The sequence below is a fragment of the Candidatus Villigracilis proximus genome, from assembly GCF_016717045.1.
Taxonomy (GTDB): Bacteria; Chloroflexota; Anaerolineae; order Anaerolineales; family Villigracilaceae; genus Villigracilis; species Villigracilis proximus.
In genome coordinates, this window is record NZ_JADJUO010000001.1 from 517,388 (window position 1) to 534,965 (window position 17,578).

Consider the following 17,578-nt stretch of genomic DNA (forward strand, 5'->3'; position numbering starts at 1 on the left):
TTGTAGCTTTATGCCCATCTTTCATTTCAGATATACCATTGAAGTATAATCTTACTATAGAGTAAATATGACCGTAGATCAGGTAAAACTCCTCGCACGACTTCTTGAAGTTACCCGCAACCTCAGCACAACGGTTGACCTTGAAACGTATTTACAGTCCATTCTTTCGGCTGCTTCGGAATTAACAGAGAGTGAAACCGCTTCTCTCATGGAATTTGATGAAGCCGCCCAGGACCTTTATTTTAAATATGTGCCATGGTTTCATCGTGATGCCATCAAGGATGCGCGCATCCCTTTGAATGGCAGCGCCGCCGGGTGGATTTTCCTGCATGTCAAGCCGCTAATGATCGATGACGTCAAGAAAGATGAACGTCATTATGGCAGGATCGATGAACTGTCCGGCTTTGTCACCCGTTCCCTTTTGGGCGTTCCGCTTATTTTACACGGTAGACCGGTGGGTGTGTTTGAAGTATTTAATAAAGCCAATTCGGGTAATTATACCGAGGAAGATGCGCTTGTTTTGGAGACGCTTGCTTCTCTGGCTGCAACGGCCATGCAAAATGAGATGCTTGAGAGTACCATGCAATCTTCCCAGGATGAAGCTCGCGATCTTGACCGGCTCAAGAACGAATTTATCGCGATCACTTCGCACGAACTTCGGACACCACTTGGTTTGATCCTCGGTCATTCCACGTTTTTACGTGAATTGGTCGGGAACGAATACGAAGAACAGGTGGAAGCTATTATTCGTAATGCTTCCAAGTTAAAAGAGATCATTGAAAGCCTTTCCAGCGTGGATAATTATCAAACGGGCGGCGCAAGTATTCGCTCGCGAAAAGTTTCCATTACACGGATTATCGAAGATGTTTCCGCCTCCTTCCGTGATGTTGCAATTCAAAAAGGCGTCGCTCTTAAAGTTGAATTGGAACGTGGGCAGGATCTGCTGGTGGATGCCGATGGCAGCAAGGTTGCCATTGTTTTGAGTAATCTGGTTAAGAACGCGATCACATTTACCAATGAAGGCGGGCATGTCATCATTCGCGGCGAGCAGCAGCCTGACTTTGTAAAAGTCTCCATTGAAGATGACGGCCTCGGAATTCCCCTTAAAGATCTGCCGCACGTGTTTGAGCGTTTCTATCAGGTTGAATCGCATCTAACACGCAGGCATGGCGGTATGGGCCTCGGCCTTTCCGTTGCAAAAGTGATGATCGAGATGCACGGCGGACGGATCTGGGCTGAAAGCATGGAAGGACTGGGAAGTACATTTACATTCCTGCTGCCTGTTGGAAAAACAAGTAATGTTCCCGATCCAGTGAATCCATTTGTTGAATGATATATTCTGCAAAAAATGATCCCGTCAAATTGTTGACGGGATTTTTGTTTATTTGATACACTCCCTTTTCCACGCATCCTGAGCGGAGCCGCCGTTCTTGCGGCGTAGCCGAAGGATGTAACCTTATCTAAAACTGGAAACCCTTATGCAAAGCATCAACACACAATTTGAACTCATTCGCCAATCAGCCACCGTCGCCATGGCCGACCGCATCCTCGCCCTCAAAGCCAGCGGACAAAATATCGTTGGTCTGCAAGTGGGTGATCCCGATTTCGGAACTCCGCCAGCCGTTGTGGATGCGGCCCTTAAATCCATGCAAGCCGGCCTCACTCACTACGGTCCATCACGCGGCTACCCGGACCTGAGAGCTGCTGTGGCATCCAAGCTGATTCGTGACGAAGGAGTTTCCTACAACCCCGCCTCTGAAATTTTGATCACGCATGGCGGCATCCACGCTTATTATCTCGCCATGCAATCTGTCTTGAACCCCGGTGACGACGTCCTCATCCCCGATCCTTCCTGGGCGACTCACTCCAATATGGCGATCATGCTGCGCGGAAATGTGATCCGCGTCCCTGCCCCCGCCGAAAATGGATTCATCCCTCATTTTGACTCATGGCTGAAAGCGTTGACTCCCAAAACCCGCGTCATCGTTTTGAATTACCCATCGAACCCAACAGGCGCATATCCCACCCGGGAATATCTGCAAAAACTACAAGACTTCGCAGCCCAACATAACCTGTGGATCGTCAGCGATGAAGTCTATGGAAGTTTATATTATGAAGAGAAGCCAACTTCTGCAGCGGCGATTGAAGGCGCAAAAGAAAGAACGTTGCTGGTCAACAGCCTGTCCAAATCGTATGCTATGACGGGTTGGCGCGTTGGCTATCTCGCTGCGCCTGCACATGTGATTGAGAACGCATTGAAAGCAGGTCAAAACTCCATTACTTGTGTGGCTCCCTTCATTCAAAAAGCCGCAACCTTCGCATTGACCGACCCCGCGATTCAAGATGTCACTGCTGAGATGCGCGCCGCCTACGGCCGCCGTCGTCAACTGGTTTTGCGTTTATCGCACGAATTGGAAAGTGACAAAGTAAAAGTCATTCCGCCGCAGGGTGCATTTTATTTCTTCCTTGATCTGCGCGCATTGAATATGTCGTCCATTGAAATGTGCGAAAAGATTTTAGATGAAGCAGGTGTGGGGTTAGTTCCCGGCTCTGCTTTTGGTGAAGAGGGTGAAGGTTTCATCCGCATGACGATCGCTGCTTCTGATGAAGATGTGGAAGCAGGATTCAGGAAGATCGTTGAGTGGGCGGAACGACAATAATTCAAAAAATCGTCAAACGTCGAACGTCACTTGACTTTCAACGTTTGACGTTCAACGAGAACTCAGGAGCTTCAATGAAAGTATCTTTCCAAGGCGAACCCGGTGCGTATAGCGAGCAGGCTGTTTTTAATTATTTTGGGAATGTGGAGACCATTCCGTGCGAATCGTTTGATGTGATGTTTGATTCAGTTGTCAGCGGCAAAAGTGACGCGGCGCTGGCTCCCATTGAAAATTCACTGGCGGGCAGCATTCATCAAAATTATGATCTGCTTTTGCGGCATGATCTGCATATTGTGGGGGAGCACTTTCTGCGTGTGCAACACTGCTTGATCGTCAACCCGGGCGTGAAGATGGAAGATATCAAAAAGGCCATCAGTCATCCGCAGGCGTTGGGACAATGCGCCGGATATTTGCGCAGTCACAATATCAAAGCGGAGCAGGTCTACGATACAGCGGGAAGTGTAAAGATGCTCAAAGAGTCGGGTGCGCGGGACGTGGCGGCAATTGCGTCGAAGCGGGCAGCGGAATTATATGGGATGCAAATTCTTCAGGAGGGCATCGAAGATAACGCGGAAAACTATACGCGCTTTCTTGCTGTCGGACGAGAATCAATTGTCCCGACGGGCGAAGCGAAGACTTCCATCGTCTTTACGCTGAAAAATGTCCCCGGGTCGTTGTTCAAAGCAATGAGCGTTTTCGCCCTGCGTGATATCGACCTGACAAAGATCGAGTCGCGCCCGTTGCAGGGAAGTCCATGGGAATATCTTTTTTATATTGATCTGATCGGTTCCGTGCAAGATGAAACTGTGCAGCGTGCGCTGGACCATTTGGGGGAATATGCAGTGATGCTGCGGGTGTTGGGGTCGTATCCGCGTTTCAACGGTAATCAAAAAATCTCCGTCTGTTCGGTGGGCGGAGATTTTTTGATTAAGACTCCCACTTGTAAAATCAGAAAATATGTTCTAAAATAGGACAAAATTTATCTACAATAGGAGTTCTCATGCGAAAACTGATCGTACATCAATTCATTTCTTTGGATGGTGTCATCCAGGCCCCCGGCGGCGTGGATGAAGATACCGATGGCGGCTTCACTCACGGCGGCTGGACTATTCCCTTCTGGCACGATGACATCGGGATGCGCTTCTCGCAAGCTATGGAGACCGCCGATACTCTTTGCTCGGGCGCAAAACATGGAAGACCCACGGCGATGCCTTTGAGCCTTTGCCACCCGAAGAAAATCCATTTGGCAATGTCAAAAAATATGTTGTTTCCACCACGCTGAAATCTTCAGCGGCCTGGAGCAACTCCACCATCATCAGCAGCAATGTCGTCGAAGAAGTTCGTAAACTCAAGAACCAACCGGGCAAAAATATTCTTTCGGATGGCAGTAGTGTGTTGATGCATACCCTCATCGAAAATGATCTGGTGGATGAATTTGTTCTGCATGTTTATCCATTGATATTTGGCAACGGCAAGAAATTATTTCCGGATGGAAAATATGTGCGCCTCAAGTTGATTGAATCTGCGCCTCTTCCTACGGGTGTGCTGTATCAGCGCTACGAACCTGTTCGTTAATCTGACAAAGGAACCGCTCATGAATCATGGTTATATCTTTTTTGAGATCCACGTTGACGATGTGGGGCGTGCGGTGAAGTTCTACCAGACTGTTTTTGGCTGGAAGATGAGCCGCAACCCCGGCGTGCCTATCGAATATTACGATATCGAAACCGGCGGCTCGCGCGGCGGCTGCCTTCAACGCCCGGTGAAGGCTCCGTCTCTTGGACAGGGGACGAATGCGTTCATCTGCTCGTTGGAAGTAGAAAGCTTTGATGCGACTGCCGCGAAGATTCTGTCCAATGGTGGGCAGGTTGCGTTGGAAAAATTCCCGGTTCCCGGCAGATGCTGGCAGGGATACTTCATCGACACCGAAGGCAATACCTTTGGAATCTTTGAAGTAGATGAAAAGGCTGGTTTAGTATGAAATTTACTTCCATTGAAGAATATCTTTCAACTCTTTCTGAAGATGCGCAAAAAGCGATGGGGGAAATCATCGCAACCATTAAGGAACAGGTTCCGAATGCCGATGGGCAGATCAGTTACAACATGCCCGCCTTCAAGGTAAACGGCGAGTACTTCATCCATTTTTCAGCGTGGAAAAATCATATCGAAATGTATCCGATACCGGCGGGGAATGAAGCGTTTCAAAAGCAGATCGAGCAATATCGTTCGGCGAAAAGTTCGCTTAACTTTCCCCTCGATAAACCGATGCCCATCAAATTGATTGAGAAATTTATTAAGTTTCGGATCGCGGAAAATTTGAAAGACGCCAGGGCGAAATCCGTCAACGGAAAATAGATAAACTCTAGTTATTGTCTATCCATCAGCAAGCTGATGGATTCCAAAATGAAAAGGAGAATTTTAAAATGAAAAAGATCACCCCGTTCTTATGGTTCGATAGTCAGGCTGAAGAGGCGATGAATTTCTATGTCTCATTGTTTAAGAATTCGAAGGTAAATTCTGTCTCACGCGGGCCGGACGGAAAAGCCTTCACCGTTGCGTTCGAGCTTGATGGACAGGAGTTCATGGGGATGAATGCGGGGCCGCAGTTCAAGTTCAATGAGGTGGTTTTGAGGTTAGTTAATTGCGAAGACCAGGCAGAAGTGGATTATTTTTGGAATGCGTTGACTGCGGATGGGGGAGAAGAGTCGATGTGTAGTTGGTGCAAGGATAAGTATGGCCTGTCGTGGCAGATTGTGCCGAAGCAGTTGGGTGAGTTGATGGGTGACCCCGACCCTGAAAAATCCGGGCGGGTGATGCAGGCCATGTTGAAGATGAAAAAGATCATCGTTGCTGACTTGAAGAAAGCGTATAACAACGAGTGATGATGCAAGTGATGGCAGAACGCATATTTTAAATACAACGAATCAAACTACAAAGAGGATCCAAATGTCCAAAGATAAAACAACGAATTCAGTCACAAGAAAAATTGTTGTGCTTGAGCATATCTCCCTGGATGGTGTCATACAAGCTCCGGGCGGACCGGATGAAGATACCGACAGCGGCTTCGCACATGGCGGGTGGATAGCGCCATATTCCGATGCGACTCTTGGAACGGCTCTGAGAAAACAAATGAACATGCCGTTCGATCTGTTGTTAGGACGCAAGACTTTTGATATTTGGGCGCCGTATTGGCCGCAGCATGGGGATATATGGCCGGGCGCCAACTCGGCGACCAAGTTCGTTGCCTCGAATACTATAACGTCTAGTGAATGGCAGCCGTCCGTGTTTTTAAGCGGAGATGTTGCAGAAAAAGTTGCCAAAATCAAGCAACAGCCAGGCCCGGATTTACATGTGTGGGGAAGCAGTAATCTCATTCAGGCGCTTATCAAGCATGATCTGGTCGATGTATTCTGGCTGATGATATATCCGATAACCTTGGGTAGCGGAAAGCGGTTGTTTGCTGACGGTACACTTCCGATGGCATTCAAAGTGACGGAAAGTATAATCTCCCCGAATGGCGTCATTGTTGTGAATTACGAACGCGCAGGTGCAATCACAACTGGAAACTGATCGGAAATGCTATGGGTGCTTTTGAACTTTTTTACGTTCATCGTCCCATAGTTTGGCAAAGCGTTCAAAAACATCAGCGATGATTTCCAGATCACTTTTAGAATAACTTGAGATCAATTCATCTTGAGCCTTTCTCGCTGACTCAAACCATGACGCGGCTTTTTCTGCACTCGATGGTGCAGGAGCGATCAAAGTTCCGCGGCGGTCATCAGGATTGGGTTTGCGCTCAATTAAGCCAGCTTTTCGAGCCGATCGAGCATGGCGGTGGTTGCGCCTGATGTAAGCCCTGTAAATCTGGAAAGTTCAGACGGTGTCGCAATGCCTTTTTGGAATAGCAGTCTGAGGCATTCCATATCGGTTACGTTGAGTCCGGCCCATTCACTCATGGCGTTGCGGAATTGTGTCAGATTAACACCATAATCCCTGACTGCCATCAGGGCTCGTTTTTCAAATCTGTCTTTGTGGATTTGGTCATAGAAATATACCCTTGACATTACCTTTATTTTGAAGTATCTTTATTATAAAGATAAAATCGTTTTTATGCAAGTGTCAAAATAAACCAAAGTCAGATAAGGAGATTTTTTATGAACCCCAAGGCAGATGCGAAAAAACCAACCAAGAAGCCAAGTGAAGGATTTACCGCCGACGAAAAAGCCGCGATGAAGGCTCGCGCCCAGGAATTGAAAGCGGAAGCGCGCGCCGGCAAGGATAGGGCGGAAGGTGAAAAAGCCATCCTTGCTGCGATTGCCGGAATGAAAGACTCAACGGATCGTTCGATGGGGAAGCGGATTCATGAGATCGTTACTGCTGCTGCGCCGGAGTTGATGCCGAAAACCTGGTATGGTATGCCTGCGTATGCGGACAAGGATGGCAAGGTGATTTGCTTCTTTCAGGCTGCAAGCAAGTTTGGTGTAAGGTATGCCACCTTCGGCTTCCAACCCGATGCAAAACTTGACGAAGGTAATATGTGGGCGGCATCTTTTGCGCTGATCAAGTTGACCTCCGCCGAAGAGGCAAAGATCATCGCACTCGTTAAAAAAGCGGTGAGTTGAAGTCTTGTGCTGAAAAGGAAGTTCTTCTGCAACATCAAATCATCGTAGTATTACGCCTCCCCCTTTTTTAATTGGTGATTATCCAAAACGTTCTTTGGCTTGCGGTTGATGGTTCGCAGGATGCGCAGAGTTAAGAGTGCCGGGATGCCCATAAATAGGACTACTTTCAGGAACGCATCCACGGAGCGAAAAATACCGTCCACCAACGACTCGCTTTCTTCGCTGACCGTCGCCCTGTCTACAGATTGGGCTGACGGCCCGCCCCGAAAACTATCTGCCCATTCTGTATCATCCAACAGGGTCAAGCCAAAAATCATAATGGTTGCTGCCAGTAAAATGATCAACATCGGAGTGAGGACCTGCTTGAGGGTATTCATGCTGCAACTCCGTTTTTGGTTCCGTAATGTAGGATATACCGTTTGAAATTGACGATAATCCACTGCCAGTGCATCGCCAAATGGACGCCGAGCATAATCATGACCGAATTGGCGCTGAAAAGGTGAACTTCCAGCCAGAATGGGTCAACAACAATGGGAATGCCCAGGGTTGGCAGCACCGCGTTTGAAATAAGGATTCCTGAAAAACTGGCGATGACCATCATCACAAATTGAAACCAGTTCCAAAAATAGTTAAATCGCACTTCTCCTGGCTGTCGTTTGAGAAAGCGTTTTGTGACGGAGATAATCCACTGCCAATCCAGCACAAGGTGAACGAGAAATGGAATGATCACCAGCAGGCTGCCCCATTCATGCAGGGGAATGCCCGTTGCTTGCGGCATCAGCGCCCAGACAATGCCGACGAACAAGACAATATCTGCGAGGAATTGGATTTGCGTACTGCTGAGCGGGTTGCGTTTCCGTTCAATGTTGATTGTCATGCTGTCCCCCTTTACGCATGTGCCAGTAGTTCTTCAACGTTATCCGGGATGAATCCGTTGATGAGACTCAAAGCCCGTTTCGGCATCAGGCGGCTTACAGCAAACAGAAATCCCGCCATTTTTACGCGAATTTCTTCCTTCCCGCTATTCAAGCCCTGAAGCGCAATGGCTGCTGCATCTTCCGGTTTCATGGCATTTTTCGGGCGCGTGTCCGCCTTGAAATGGCGTATCGACGGAGGGGTAGAAAATCTCTACAACCTTAATTCCCGATTTTGCAAATTGCACCCGCATACTTTGGGTCATCGAGTGCAATGCCGCCTTGGAGGCGCAATAACTCGGCTCAACAGAAAGGGGGACATAAGCCAGCCCGGAAGAGACATTGACCACCGTGCCCTTGTTCTCGATCAACATGGGCAGGAACAGTTGTGTGAGAAGTACCGGAGCCAGGAAGTTGGTTTGTAATTCTTCTTCTATCCTTGATTCCAAATCCCCTGTTTTTGCAAGCAAATAACGCTTCGCAATGCCCGCATTGTTCATCAACATATTCAAGCCCCTGAAATTCGTCGAGATTTGTTTGTGCAGCGCCAGACGATCTTCAGCTTTGGTGATGTCGCATTGAATTGTGACCAACTGCGGCACTTTTCTTTTGGCATCCTCCAGCTTTTCCTGTGAGCGCCCGCAGATGATAACAACAGAATGCTGCGCGACCATCTGTTTCGCCATTTCAAAGCCAATGCCTGAACTTCCCCCGGTAATGAGTACGACTCTTTGTGATTGATTATTCATGGATGACCTCCGAAGTTTTGATATCTTGCTTTGTTGCAGGTATCTTACTGCTTCGGAGGTTTAATTTCCTTGACCTAGGTCAATTTTTGTTTGCTTCTTATCCTGCTTAGTGCCTCGGGTGTGACGCCAATAAAAGAGGCAATGTGATAAAGTTTGATCTCGTTTTCCAGGTTTGGGTAATCTCTTTGGAAAGCCAGATATCTCTCTGCGGCGCTATCCAGCAGGAATGATTTTTCGCGTAATTCCTTCATGATGTATACCGTTTCGAGCAATTTGAAAAGAAAGGGGTACCAGCGGATATCTTCTTCCACCATCTGTATCCATTGGCTGAAGTTGAATTGCAAAACATCGGTGTCAACCAGCGCTTCGATGTAAAAAAAGACGGGCGCCGTTGTGCCAAAGCACTGTAAGAGATGACGAATTTCCCGGCAGTGGAAAAGCCCTTGGTCAGGTCATTCCCGTTTTCATCATCATAGTACAGCCGGAATATTCCATTTAGATTAAAGCCTACATATTCTGGAATATCCCCTGCCATTAGAAAAAACTGCCCCTTTTTGTAATGGACTGATTTGCAAATGGAAAATAGGCGCTCGATGAGTTCCTCGGGAATGTTCGAGAGCGCCAGAATTGATTTCTTCAGGAAATCATGTGCTTGTTGGTTGTTGATACCCGTCATTGTTGAATTTTTTCCTTGTAAATGTGAACAGGTCAGCGTGCTGCACTATAATTTGGACAACCCGGGTTCGGTATAATGCGCTTTGCACATATACAAATTATACGACTACACCATAAAAAAGGCGCGTGCAAGCAAGGTTATTATTCGTGAAAAGCCGTGCTTGACCTTCTAGAAAAAGTGTTCTAAAATAACCGCACTTATGTTTTGGGTGGGCAAAAGCAGCCTTGCTTTTACCTGCCCGTTTTGTTTTATTCGATTGAGACTATAGAGGAGAGACCATGCCACAGGAATATATTGAGATTCGCGGCGCGCGCGAGAATAATTTAAAGAACGTCTCGCTGCGCATCCCCAAGCGCAAGATCACCATTTTCACAGGCGTTTCAGGTTCGGGCAAATCGTCCATTGTGTTCGATACGATCGCGACTGAGTCACAGCGCCTGCTCAATGAAAACTTCAGCATGTTCGTGCGGAATTTTTTGCCAAAGTATTCTCAACCCGAAGCGGACTCGATCGAGAACTTGAGCATGTCCATCGTGGTGGATCAGAAGCGGATGGGCGGCGGTTCACACTCGACCGTGGGCACGATCACCGACATCAACACGATCCTACGCATGATGTTTTCGCGCATCGGACAGCCCCATGTGGGACCCACCAACGTATTCGGCTTCAACGACCCGCAAGGGATGTGCCCGAACTGCAACGGACTCGGTCGCAAGCTGGATGTGGACATGGACAAGTTTCTGGACAAATCCAAATCGCTGAACGAGGGCGCTATTTTGTTTCCAGAATACGCCGTGGAAAGTTGGGGCTGGAGTAATGTAATCAATACGGGTTTATTCGACCCGGATAAGAAAATATCCAAATACACTCAAAAGGAACTGAACGACCTTTTATATAGCGAACCCATCAAGGTCAAAACCAAAATGGGGGCAAAAGACTTCAATCTGACCTACGAAGGTATTGTCAACCGCTTTACCAACAAGTACATCAAGCAGGATTTAAAAACCAAATCCGAGCGGACCCAAAAGGCGATCGAGCCTTTCATGACGATGGGTCCCTGTTCCGAATGCAATGGTGCGCGGTTGAACAAGACCATCTTGAAGTGCAAGGTCAACGGCTACAACATTGCCGACCTGACCAGCATGGAAATCCCTGAATTGATCGAAGCTGTGAAAGGAATCAAAACGCCTGCCGCTGAGCCAATTGTCAAAGCGCTTCTCGAACGATTGCAGAACCTCGTGGATATTGGCTTGGAATACCTGAGCCTCGACCGTGAGACGGATACATTATCAGGCGGAGAGTCGCAGCGCGTAAAGATCGTCAAACACCTCGGCAGCAGCCTGAGCGATGTAATCTATATCTTCGATGAGCCGAGTGTGGGTTTACATCCGCGTGACGTACATCGCATGAACGAGTTATTGCAGAAACTGCGTGACAAGGGCAACACGGTCATCGTGGTGGAGCATGACCCAGACGTGATCAAAGCCGCAGACCATATCGTGGATGTGGGTCCGCTTGCAGGTCCGCATGGAGGCGAGATCGTCTTCGAAGGTAGTTATGCAAACCTGCTCAAAGCAGATACGATCACGGGCAGGCATATGAAGCAGTCCATCCCGATAAAAGATTCATTCCGCGCGCCAACGGGTAAGCTGCCGATCAAGAATGCGAAAGTCAATAATTTACAAAATGTCAGTGTGAACATTCCAACAGGCGTGCTGACCGTGGTGACGGGTGTGGCGGGTTCTGGCAAGAGTTCGCTCATCAATGAAGTTTTCCAACTCCAACATCCCGATGCGATTGTGATCGATCAATCGGCGGTGGGAGTCAACAGCCGTTCCAATCCCGCCACGTACACGGGCATTCTGGATGATGTCCGCAAGGCATTTGCGGCGGCAAACAAGGTGCAGGCTTCGCTGTTTAGTTTCAACTCGAAGGGTGCGTGTGAAAACTGTCAGGGATTGGGCGTGGTCTTCACCGAGTTGTCATTTTTCGATAGCGTGAAATCACCCTGTGAGGTCTGCGGCGGTAAAAGATTCAAAGACGAAGTGCTGGCGTATAAACTCAACGGCAAGTCCATTAGTGATGTGCTGGCGATGAACGTTCAACAGGCCCTCGAATATTTTGAAATTAAAGAAGTCGTCCGCAAGCTGCAAGCCATGAGCGATGTCGGCTTGGATTATTTGGGTTTGGGTCAACCATTGAGCACATTATCTGGTGGAGAATGTCAACGAATAAAACTTGCGAGTGAACTGCATAAAAATGGCAGTATCTATATCATGGACGAACCCACGACCGGATTGCACATGTCTGATATTGGGCACTTAATGGAAGTCATTAATCGGCTGGTGGATACCGGGAATACGGTCGTTGTCATTGAGCATAATTTGCACGTCATCAAAAACGCAGATTGGATCATTGACATGGGACCCGAAGGCGGCAGCAAAGGCGGAAAAGTAATGTTTGAAGGTACGCCTGAGAAACTCCTAACGGCAAAGAACTCGCTTACAAGTCAGTACCTGCGTAACTAGCTTCTGGACTTTTCACAGTGTGTATTTCAGAAATACACACTGTGTTTTTTTACCACGACAATAAGGCGCAACAGAAAAAAACTTTGTGACTTGGAGACTTGGTGGTTAAGTTCTGAGAGTCAGTGACGTATTACCCGTTTGGGTACTCTTTTAGGTTTGTTTCAAAAATTCATTGACTCAACTCACTTTTCAGGTAAAATACCGCCCATCATGCATACAGTTTTTGCACCGCGTACACGTCGTCCGAAGCCCACTTCTTTGAGAAGGTTGGGAGTTTTTTGTTTTGACGGCGGAACGAACGCAACGGTGCGCTAGGTAACAAGCACAAGTCAATCCAAAACGGCCATCCTTCATCGGATGGCCGTTTTATTTTATCTGGAGTCCCGAACTTGCTTCGGAAACAAAAACCAAGGAGAAATACATGAACCCGCAATCCAAACCGCAAGTCAAGAAAGTTGTCCTCGCCTATTCCGGTGGACTGGACACATCCGTGATCGTGCCGTGGCTGAAAGAGCACTACGGCTGTGAAGTTGTCTGCTTTTGTGCAGACGTGGGGCAGGGCGATGAAGACATGCGCGGACTCGAACAGAAGGCCATTAACAGCGGCGCGAGTCAGTGCATCATCCATGATATGAAAGAAGAGTTTGCTGCTGAATATCTTTTTCCAATGTTAAAAGCGGGGGCGGTTTATGAACACAAGTATTTATTGGGCACATCAGTGGCCCGTCCTTTAATTGCAAAACATCTTGTTGATGTAGCTCACGAAGTCGGCGCGGATGCAATTGCACACGGCGCAACCGGCAAGGGGAATGATCAGGTCCGTTTTGAATTAACCGTTATGGCGCTTGACCCACGCCTCAAGATCATCGCTCCCTGGCGCGAGTGGGATATCCGCTCACGCGAAGATGCGATTGCCTACGCCGCAAAACACAACATACCCGTCACCGCCACCATCAAATCCATTTACAGCCGTGACTCAAATCTTTGGCATCTTTCGCACGAAGGCGGTCTGCTCGAAGATCCGTGGAATGAACCTGAAGAAGCCATGTTCCAGCTTTCCACTTCACCGGAGAATGCACCCGAGCAGGGCGAATATGTTGAGATCGAGTTTGAAAGCGGTAATCCGATCGCTGTGAATGGTGAAAAACTTTCAGCGGCGAAGATCGTTGAAAAACTTAATGTCATCGGCGGTGCGCACGCCATTGGCCGCGTGGACCTCGTTGAGAATCGCCTCGTGGGTATGAAATCTCACGGCGTGTATGAAACTCCGGGTGGTACTATTCTGCTCTATGCCCATCGCGAACTCGAGTCACTTGTGCTCGACCGCGAGACCATGCACTTCAAAGAAATGGTCGCGGTGAAATATGCCGAAGTCACATACAACGGTTTATGGTTCACGCCATTGCGCGAAGCAATTGATGCCTTCGTCAATTCCACGCAAGGCCCTGTCACTGGTGTTGTGCGCCTCAAACTTTACAAGGGCAACATCATCACCGCTGGCAAGAAATCTCCGTTCAGTTTGTATCGCGAAGATTTCGCCACCTTCGGCGAAGAGGATGTCTACGATCAGAGTCACGCCGAGGGTTTCATTCGCCTGTATGGCCTCAGCATGAAAGTCCGCGCGATGAATGGTTTGCCGATCTCGGGTCTTGATATGCAGAAGCCTGATTATTCGAAATTCAAACGTGATTAGTAAAAACGTAAACAAGGAAACACGTATACAAGACTTGTTTACCTGTGTACCTGTCTACTTATTTACTTCACTCAAGGAGCAATCATGACCCTCTGGGGCGGACGCTTTTCCACCAAACTAAACGATCAAGCCTGGGACTTAAACTCATCCCTGCCTGTTGATCAGCGCATGGCAATTCAGGATGTGGATGGTTCCATCGCGTGGGCGAATGCGTTGCACAAAGCAAATATTCTTTTGGATGAAGAACACGCTTCGATCTCACTCGGGCTTGATACCGTCAAAAAAGAATTCGCTTCGGGAGAGTTTATCTTCGTCCCCTCCGATGAAGATATTCACACCGCCGTTGAGCGCCGCCTCACCGAGTTGATCGGTGTGACCGCCGGCAAACTCCACACCGGAAGAAGCCGCAACGATCAAGTCGCCACCGATTTCAGACTGTGGATGTTACAAGCCATTCCCGAATTAGATTCTGCATTCCGCATTCTTCAATCTGCATTGCTTGCGCAGGCTGAACTCGCAGGTGAAATTATTATGCCCGGCTACACTCATTTGCAACGCGCCCAGCCAATCTTGCTTTCGCATTGGTGGTTGAGTCATTATCATCCGCTCGAACGTGATCGTGAACGACTCACTGATTTGGTGAAACGAGTTTCAATTTTGCCTCTCGGCTCTGGCGCATTGGCTGGAACGCCTGTGCCCGTAGACCGCGCCGCATTGGCTGAGGCACTTGGCTTTGCTGTGGCCGCTCCCAACAGCCTCGACTCTGTTTCAGATAGAGACTTCGCCGCTGAATTCCTATTCTGCGCCACGATGACAGGTATTCACTTGAGCAAACTTTCGGAGCAAATTGTTTTGTACACCAGCGCCGAGTTTGGTTTCTTCGAACTCTCGGATGCCTTCTCAACGGGTTCGAGCCTTATGCCGCAGAAAAAGAATCCCGATGTGTTTGAGTTGACTCGCGGTAAGGCTGGCACACTCATTGGAATGCTCACGGGATTGCTCGCCACGCTCAAAGGCTTGCCATCCACCTACGATAAAGATTTACAGGAAGATAAAGCGCCTGTCTTCGCGGCGGCAGATACATTGCTGGCGATTCTTCCAGTCATTGCTGGTGCGATCAATACGATCACAGCCAAACCTCAACGAATGCGAAACGCAATTGACTCGTTCATGATGGCGACTGACCTCGCGGATTATTTAGTTGATAAAGGAATTCCGTTTCGAGAGACTCACGCGATCGCAGGAAAAGCTGTCCGCGAGGCTGGTGAGAAAAATATCGGGTTGGAGGAACTGTCACTCGAAGCGTATCAGGTACTCTGTCCGGCTTTTGAAGCGGATGTGTATCAAGTCTTCGATCCGATGAAGTCCATTGAAAAAAGAAATGCAATTGGCGGCACGAGTCTCCAATCTGTAAAAAATCAAATACAAAAAATCAAAGGAGAATAAGAAATGTCTACTGTTACCTGCCCTGAATGTGAAGCTCAAATTGGATTGGATGCCGGAACCGAAGCTGGTGAGATCATCGTTTGCTCTGATTGCGGTGTTGATCTCGAAGTGACTTCCATTGAACCTGCCGCTGTGCAACTCGCGCCCATGGAACAGGAAGATTGGGGGGAATAACCGACGGTGGACGATTGACCACGGACGACGGAATGGTCTGTCGTCCGTGGTCCGTGGTCATCCAATGGTGATGTTATGCAAAGAAGATTGAAACTAGGCGTCCTTTATTCCCGTGTGCGGGTGGAAGAAAAATGGATTTTCGCGGCGATGGAAAAACGCGGCATTGATTATGAAAGACTCGATGACCGCGCGATTTCATTTGACCTGGAAAATCCCGAACCGTGGCGCGCGTTTGACGCGGTGCTTGAGCGCAGTATCAGTTACACGAGCGGATTGTATGCTCTGCGATTATTAAATTCGTTTGGTGTGCCAACTGTAAATACTGCAATGGTAGCCGAAATCTGCGGCGACAAATTAACCACGTCTGCAATGCTGGCGAAGGCGGGCGTGCCGCAGCCGCGCAATGTGGTGGCATTCACACCCGAAGCTGCGCTGGATGCGATCGAAGCGTTTGGGTATCCGGTTGTGTTGAAGCCTGTTGTCGGTTCGTGGGGACGGCTGCTGGCGAAGATCAATGACCGTGACGCAGCGGAAGCGGTGTTTGAACATAAGGCCACGCTTGGTTCAGTGCAGCATTCAGTTTTTTATATTCAGGAATTTATTAAGAAACCCGGACGTGACATCCGCGCGATTGTGATCGGTGACCGTGTGCTGACTGCCATGTATCGCAAGTCTGAGCATTGGATCACGAACACAGCGCGCGGCGGGGAAGGGGAGTTATGTCCCATCACACCTGAGATCGAAGAGATGTGCCTGAAAGCAACTGCGGCTGTTGGCGGCGGAGTGCTGGCTGTTGACCTTATTGAACATGCAGAGCGCGGATATCTGGTCAACGAGATTAATCACACAATGGAGTTCCATACGATGCAGCCCGTGAGCGGTATTGATATTGCGGGTGAGATCGTGGAATATACGGTTAGAGCGGCGAAGAGCAGTGAGAAGTAATCAGTAAACAGTAATCAGTAGTGAAACACGGTGGTGTTTTGAGTGACTGATAACTGAAAACTGATAACTGAAAACTGATAACTGGTTTTGAATAGGAGCAATTATTGATGACAACAGTATCTATTATCGGCGGTTCTGGTTATGGGGGCGGAGAATTATTGCGTTTGTTGTTGGGTCATCCGAATGTGGAGATCAAGCAGGTGACTTCGCGTTCGCGTGTGGGTGAGTATGTGTATCAGACTCACCCCAATCTGCGAAAGAAGACGCAGTTGAAATTCAGCGATCCTTCGCAGTTGGAGCCGGTGGATGTGCTTTTCCTCGCCCAGCCGCATGGACAGGCGCAGCATAACATTGAGCAGTATGCAAAACTGGGAACAAAGATCGTTGATCTCGCGGCAGATTTTCGTCTGCGGGATGCGGCGTTTTATGAGCAATGGTATGGCGAAGCGCATGCCGCTCCAGAATGGTTGAGTAAATTTGTATATGGCTTGCCCGAACTTCATCGCGCTGAAATTGCGGGCGCGAGTTATATCAGTGGGGTGGGATGCAATGCCACGGCGAGCAATCTTGCGCTACTGCCATTGGTCAAAGCGGGATTGATCGATTTAACTTCTCCAGTCATTATTGAAATTAAAGTCGGTTCTTCAGAAGGCGGCGCGGAAGGGAATTCCGGTTCGATGCATTCGGAGCGCGCAAATGTGATCCGCACGTTTTCGGCTTTTGGTCATCGTCACACGGCGGAGGTGATTCAGGAAATGGGAGTTAAGGATGTTTCGCTGACAATGACCGCTGTGGACTTGGTCCGCGGGGTTTTAGCGACGGCTCATGCCAGGGCCAAGCCTGGTGTGGCGACAAAAGATTTGTGGAAAGCTTATAGAGCGGCGGCGAACGAAAATCCGTTCGTGCGCGTGGTGAAGGAACAGCGCGGAATTTATCGTGTGCCTGAGCCGAAGATTTTGGCTGGCTCAAATTACGCAGATCTGGGATTTGAACTAGACGAGAGCAATGGTCACATTGTGTCTATCTGCGCGATTGATAATCTAATGAAGGGCGCTTCGGGTTCTGCGGTGCAGTGTTTGAATTTGATGATGGGGTGGGAAGAAACTCTCGGTCTTGAATTTATGGGTTTGCATCCGATCTAAGAAAGAGGAAAGAAGAAAGGAATCGGAAA

23 protein-coding genes are annotated in these 17,578 nt (G+C 48.6%); 16 read left to right on the forward strand and 7 right to left on the reverse strand.

Annotated features, from left to right (window positions below):
• Window positions 1-67 precede the first annotated feature (67 nt).
• From IPL71_RS02745 to IPL71_RS02785, 9 genes are all read left to right on the forward strand, one after another.
• Complete coding sequence (locus IPL71_RS02745) at window positions 68-1,333, forward strand: GAF domain-containing sensor histidine kinase (RefSeq protein ID WP_345318604.1); 1,266 nt, start codon at window positions 68-70, stop codon at window positions 1,331-1,333.
• Between the two features lie 145 nt (window positions 1,334-1,478).
• On the forward strand, window positions 1,479-2,660 hold the full coding sequence (locus IPL71_RS02750) for a pyridoxal phosphate-dependent aminotransferase (protein WP_345318606.1): 1,182 nt from the start codon (window positions 1,479-1,481) through the stop codon (window positions 2,658-2,660).
• A 74-nt stretch (window positions 2,661-2,734) separates the two neighbouring features.
• Window positions 2,735-3,631, forward strand: coding sequence for a prephenate dehydratase (gene pheA, locus IPL71_RS02755; RefSeq protein ID WP_345318608.1), 897 nt, complete (start codon window positions 2,735-2,737; stop codon window positions 3,629-3,631).
• A 29-nt stretch (window positions 3,632-3,660) separates the two neighbouring features.
• Window positions 3,661-3,942, forward strand: coding sequence for a dihydrofolate reductase family protein (locus IPL71_RS02760; protein ID WP_345318610.1), 282 nt, complete (start codon window positions 3,661-3,663; stop codon window positions 3,940-3,942).
• The gene (locus tag IPL71_RS02765; protein ID WP_345318612.1) at window positions 3,882-4,235 is read left to right on the forward strand and encodes a dihydrofolate reductase family protein; all 354 of its coding nucleotides are present in this window, start codon (window positions 3,882-3,884) and stop codon (window positions 4,233-4,235) included. The genes IPL71_RS02760 and IPL71_RS02765 overlap by 61 nt, the downstream gene beginning before the upstream one ends.
• Window positions 4,236-4,254: 19 nt before the next feature.
• Window positions 4,255-4,641 carry a VOC family protein gene (locus IPL71_RS02770; protein ID WP_345318614.1) on the forward strand — a complete coding sequence of 129 codons (387 nt, stop codon included), beginning with the start codon at window positions 4,255-4,257 and terminating at the stop codon, window positions 4,639-4,641.
• On the forward strand, window positions 4,638-5,015 hold the full coding sequence (locus IPL71_RS02775; RefSeq protein ID WP_345318616.1) for an iron chaperone: 378 nt from the start codon (window positions 4,638-4,640) through the stop codon (window positions 5,013-5,015). Before IPL71_RS02770 ends, IPL71_RS02775 begins: the two co-directional genes overlap by 4 nt.
• Window positions 5,016-5,083: 68 nt before the next feature.
• Window positions 5,084-5,542 (forward strand): VOC family protein, encoded by a 459-nt coding sequence (locus IPL71_RS02780; RefSeq protein ID WP_345318619.1) that lies wholly within the window; start codon window positions 5,084-5,086, stop codon window positions 5,540-5,542.
• Window positions 5,543-5,606: 64 nt separating this feature from the next.
• Complete coding sequence (locus tag IPL71_RS02785) at window positions 5,607-6,230, forward strand: dihydrofolate reductase family protein (RefSeq protein ID WP_345318621.1); 624 nt, start codon at window positions 5,607-5,609, stop codon at window positions 6,228-6,230.
• Window positions 6,231-6,239: 9 nt separating this feature from the next.
• Here the strand turns inward: IPL71_RS02785 and IPL71_RS02790 are convergent, their stop codons facing one another.
• Together IPL71_RS02790 and IPL71_RS02795 are read right to left on the reverse strand one after the other, a co-directional pair.
• Window positions 6,240-6,422, reverse strand: a complete 183-nt coding sequence (locus tag IPL71_RS02790) for a hypothetical protein (RefSeq protein ID WP_345318623.1) — start codon at window positions 6,420-6,422, stop codon at window positions 6,240-6,242.
• Window positions 6,423-6,460: 38 nt separating this feature from the next.
• Window positions 6,461-6,664, reverse strand: coding sequence for a MarR family transcriptional regulator (locus IPL71_RS02795; RefSeq protein WP_345318625.1), 204 nt, complete (start codon window positions 6,662-6,664; stop codon window positions 6,461-6,463).
• 150 nt (window positions 6,665-6,814) lie between these two features.
• Between IPL71_RS02795 and IPL71_RS02800 the strand changes: the two genes are divergently transcribed.
• Entirely contained in the window at window positions 6,815-7,282 is a 468-nt protein-coding gene (locus IPL71_RS02800; RefSeq protein ID WP_345318627.1) for a hypothetical protein, read from the forward strand.
• A 50-nt stretch (window positions 7,283-7,332) separates the two neighbouring features.
• Here the strand turns inward: IPL71_RS02800 and IPL71_RS02805 are convergent, their stop codons facing one another.
• From IPL71_RS02805 to IPL71_RS02825, 5 genes are all read right to left on the reverse strand, one after another.
• Complete coding sequence (locus IPL71_RS02805) at window positions 7,333-7,659, reverse strand: hypothetical protein (RefSeq protein ID WP_345318629.1); 327 nt, start codon at window positions 7,657-7,659, stop codon at window positions 7,333-7,335.
• The gene (locus IPL71_RS02810) at window positions 7,656-8,159 is read right to left on the reverse strand and encodes a DUF4405 domain-containing protein (RefSeq protein ID WP_345318631.1); all 504 of its coding nucleotides are present in this window, start codon (window positions 8,157-8,159) and stop codon (window positions 7,656-7,658) included. The genes IPL71_RS02805 and IPL71_RS02810 overlap by 4 nt, the downstream gene beginning before the upstream one ends.
• 11 nt (window positions 8,160-8,170) lie before the next feature.
• Window positions 8,171-8,350, reverse strand: a complete 180-nt coding sequence (locus IPL71_RS02815) for a hypothetical protein (protein ID WP_345318633.1) — start codon at window positions 8,348-8,350, stop codon at window positions 8,171-8,173.
• Window positions 8,304-8,945 (reverse strand): SDR family oxidoreductase, encoded by a 642-nt coding sequence (locus tag IPL71_RS02820; protein ID WP_345318636.1) that lies wholly within the window; start codon window positions 8,943-8,945, stop codon window positions 8,304-8,306. Before IPL71_RS02820 ends, IPL71_RS02815 begins: the two co-directional genes overlap by 47 nt.
• A 74-nt stretch (window positions 8,946-9,019) precedes the next feature.
• The gene (locus IPL71_RS02825) at window positions 9,020-9,259 is read right to left on the reverse strand and encodes a cyclic nucleotide-binding domain-containing protein (RefSeq protein WP_345318638.1); all 240 of its coding nucleotides are present in this window, start codon (window positions 9,257-9,259) and stop codon (window positions 9,020-9,022) included.
• Window positions 9,260-9,899: 640 nt separating this feature from the next.
• On the opposite strand from IPL71_RS02825, the gene IPL71_RS02830 reads away from it, so the two are divergent.
• The 6 genes from IPL71_RS02830 to argC all read left to right on the forward strand — a co-directional run bounded on the left by IPL71_RS02830 (window position 9,900) and on the right by argC (window position 17,549).
• On the forward strand, window positions 9,900-12,149 hold the full coding sequence (locus tag IPL71_RS02830) for an ATP-binding cassette domain-containing protein (protein WP_345318640.1): 2,250 nt from the start codon (window positions 9,900-9,902) through the stop codon (window positions 12,147-12,149).
• Window positions 12,150-12,570: 421 nt separating this feature from the next.
• The gene (locus IPL71_RS02835) at window positions 12,571-13,842 is read left to right on the forward strand and encodes an argininosuccinate synthase (protein WP_345318642.1); all 1,272 of its coding nucleotides are present in this window, start codon (window positions 12,571-12,573) and stop codon (window positions 13,840-13,842) included.
• Between the two features lie 84 nt (window positions 13,843-13,926).
• Complete coding sequence (gene argH, locus IPL71_RS02840) at window positions 13,927-15,288, forward strand: argininosuccinate lyase (RefSeq protein WP_345318643.1); 1,362 nt, start codon at window positions 13,927-13,929, stop codon at window positions 15,286-15,288.
• A 3-nt stretch (window positions 15,289-15,291) separates the two neighbouring features.
• The gene (gene lysW / locus IPL71_RS02845) at window positions 15,292-15,462 is read left to right on the forward strand and encodes a lysine biosynthesis protein LysW (protein ID WP_345318644.1); all 171 of its coding nucleotides are present in this window, start codon (window positions 15,292-15,294) and stop codon (window positions 15,460-15,462) included.
• Window positions 15,463-15,537: 75 nt separating this feature from the next.
• Window positions 15,538-16,407 (forward strand): lysine biosynthesis protein LysX, encoded by an 870-nt coding sequence (gene lysX, locus IPL71_RS02850; RefSeq protein WP_345318645.1) that lies wholly within the window; start codon window positions 15,538-15,540, stop codon window positions 16,405-16,407.
• A gap of 104 nt (window positions 16,408-16,511) precedes the next feature.
• Entirely contained in the window at window positions 16,512-17,549 is a 1,038-nt protein-coding gene (gene argC / locus IPL71_RS02855; RefSeq protein WP_345318647.1) for an N-acetyl-gamma-glutamyl-phosphate reductase, read from the forward strand.
• Window positions 17,550-17,578: the final 29 nt, after the last annotated feature.

What these genes read in the sequence shown, in the direction of transcription:
- IPL71_RS02745 (WP_345318604.1), top strand. Translation starts at nt 68, where the DNA reads ATGACCGTAGATCAGGTAAAACTCCTCGCACGACTTCTTGAAGTTACC.
- IPL71_RS02750 (WP_345318606.1), top strand. Translation starts at nt 1,479, where the DNA reads ATGCAAAGCATCAACACACAATTTGAACTCATTCGCCAATCAGCCACC.
- pheA (WP_345318608.1), top strand. Translation starts at nt 2,735, where the DNA reads ATGAAAGTATCTTTCCAAGGCGAACCCGGTGCGTATAGCGAGCAGGCT.
- IPL71_RS02760 (WP_345318610.1), top strand. Translation starts at nt 3,661, where the DNA reads ATGCGAAAACTGATCGTACATCAATTCATTTCTTTGGATGGTGTCATC.
- IPL71_RS02770 (WP_345318614.1), top strand. Translation starts at nt 4,255, where the DNA reads ATGAATCATGGTTATATCTTTTTTGAGATCCACGTTGACGATGTGGGG.
- IPL71_RS02775 (WP_345318616.1), top strand. Translation starts at nt 4,638, where the DNA reads ATGAAATTTACTTCCATTGAAGAATATCTTTCAACTCTTTCTGAAGAT.
- IPL71_RS02780 (WP_345318619.1), top strand. Translation starts at nt 5,084, where the DNA reads ATGAAAAAGATCACCCCGTTCTTATGGTTCGATAGTCAGGCTGAAGAG.
- IPL71_RS02785 (WP_345318621.1), top strand. Translation starts at nt 5,607, where the DNA reads ATGTCCAAAGATAAAACAACGAATTCAGTCACAAGAAAAATTGTTGTG.
- IPL71_RS02795 (WP_345318625.1), bottom strand. Translation starts at nt 6,664, where the DNA reads ATGGCAGTCAGGGATTATGGTGTTAATCTGACACAATTCCGCAACGCC.
- IPL71_RS02800 (WP_345318627.1), top strand. Translation starts at nt 6,815, where the DNA reads ATGAACCCCAAGGCAGATGCGAAAAAACCAACCAAGAAGCCAAGTGAA.
- IPL71_RS02805 (WP_345318629.1), bottom strand. Translation starts at nt 7,659, where the DNA reads ATGAATACCCTCAAGCAGGTCCTCACTCCGATGTTGATCATTTTACTG.
- IPL71_RS02810 (WP_345318631.1), bottom strand. Translation starts at nt 8,159, where the DNA reads ATGACAATCAACATTGAACGGAAACGCAACCCGCTCAGCAGTACGCAA.
- IPL71_RS02815 (WP_345318633.1), bottom strand. Translation starts at nt 8,350, where the DNA reads ATGAAACCGGAAGATGCAGCAGCCATTGCGCTTCAGGGCTTGAATAGC.
- IPL71_RS02820 (WP_345318636.1), bottom strand. Translation starts at nt 8,945, where the DNA reads ATGAATAATCAATCACAAAGAGTCGTACTCATTACCGGGGGAAGTTCA.
- IPL71_RS02825 (WP_345318638.1), bottom strand. Translation starts at nt 9,259, where the DNA reads ATGGTGGAAGAAGATATCCGCTGGTACCCCTTTCTTTTCAAATTGCTC.
- IPL71_RS02830 (WP_345318640.1), top strand. Translation starts at nt 9,900, where the DNA reads ATGCCACAGGAATATATTGAGATTCGCGGCGCGCGCGAGAATAATTTA.
- IPL71_RS02835 (WP_345318642.1), top strand. Translation starts at nt 12,571, where the DNA reads ATGAACCCGCAATCCAAACCGCAAGTCAAGAAAGTTGTCCTCGCCTAT.
- argH (WP_345318643.1), top strand. Translation starts at nt 13,927, where the DNA reads ATGACCCTCTGGGGCGGACGCTTTTCCACCAAACTAAACGATCAAGCC.
- lysW (WP_345318644.1), top strand. Translation starts at nt 15,292, where the DNA reads ATGTCTACTGTTACCTGCCCTGAATGTGAAGCTCAAATTGGATTGGAT.
- lysX (WP_345318645.1), top strand. Translation starts at nt 15,538, where the DNA reads ATGCAAAGAAGATTGAAACTAGGCGTCCTTTATTCCCGTGTGCGGGTG.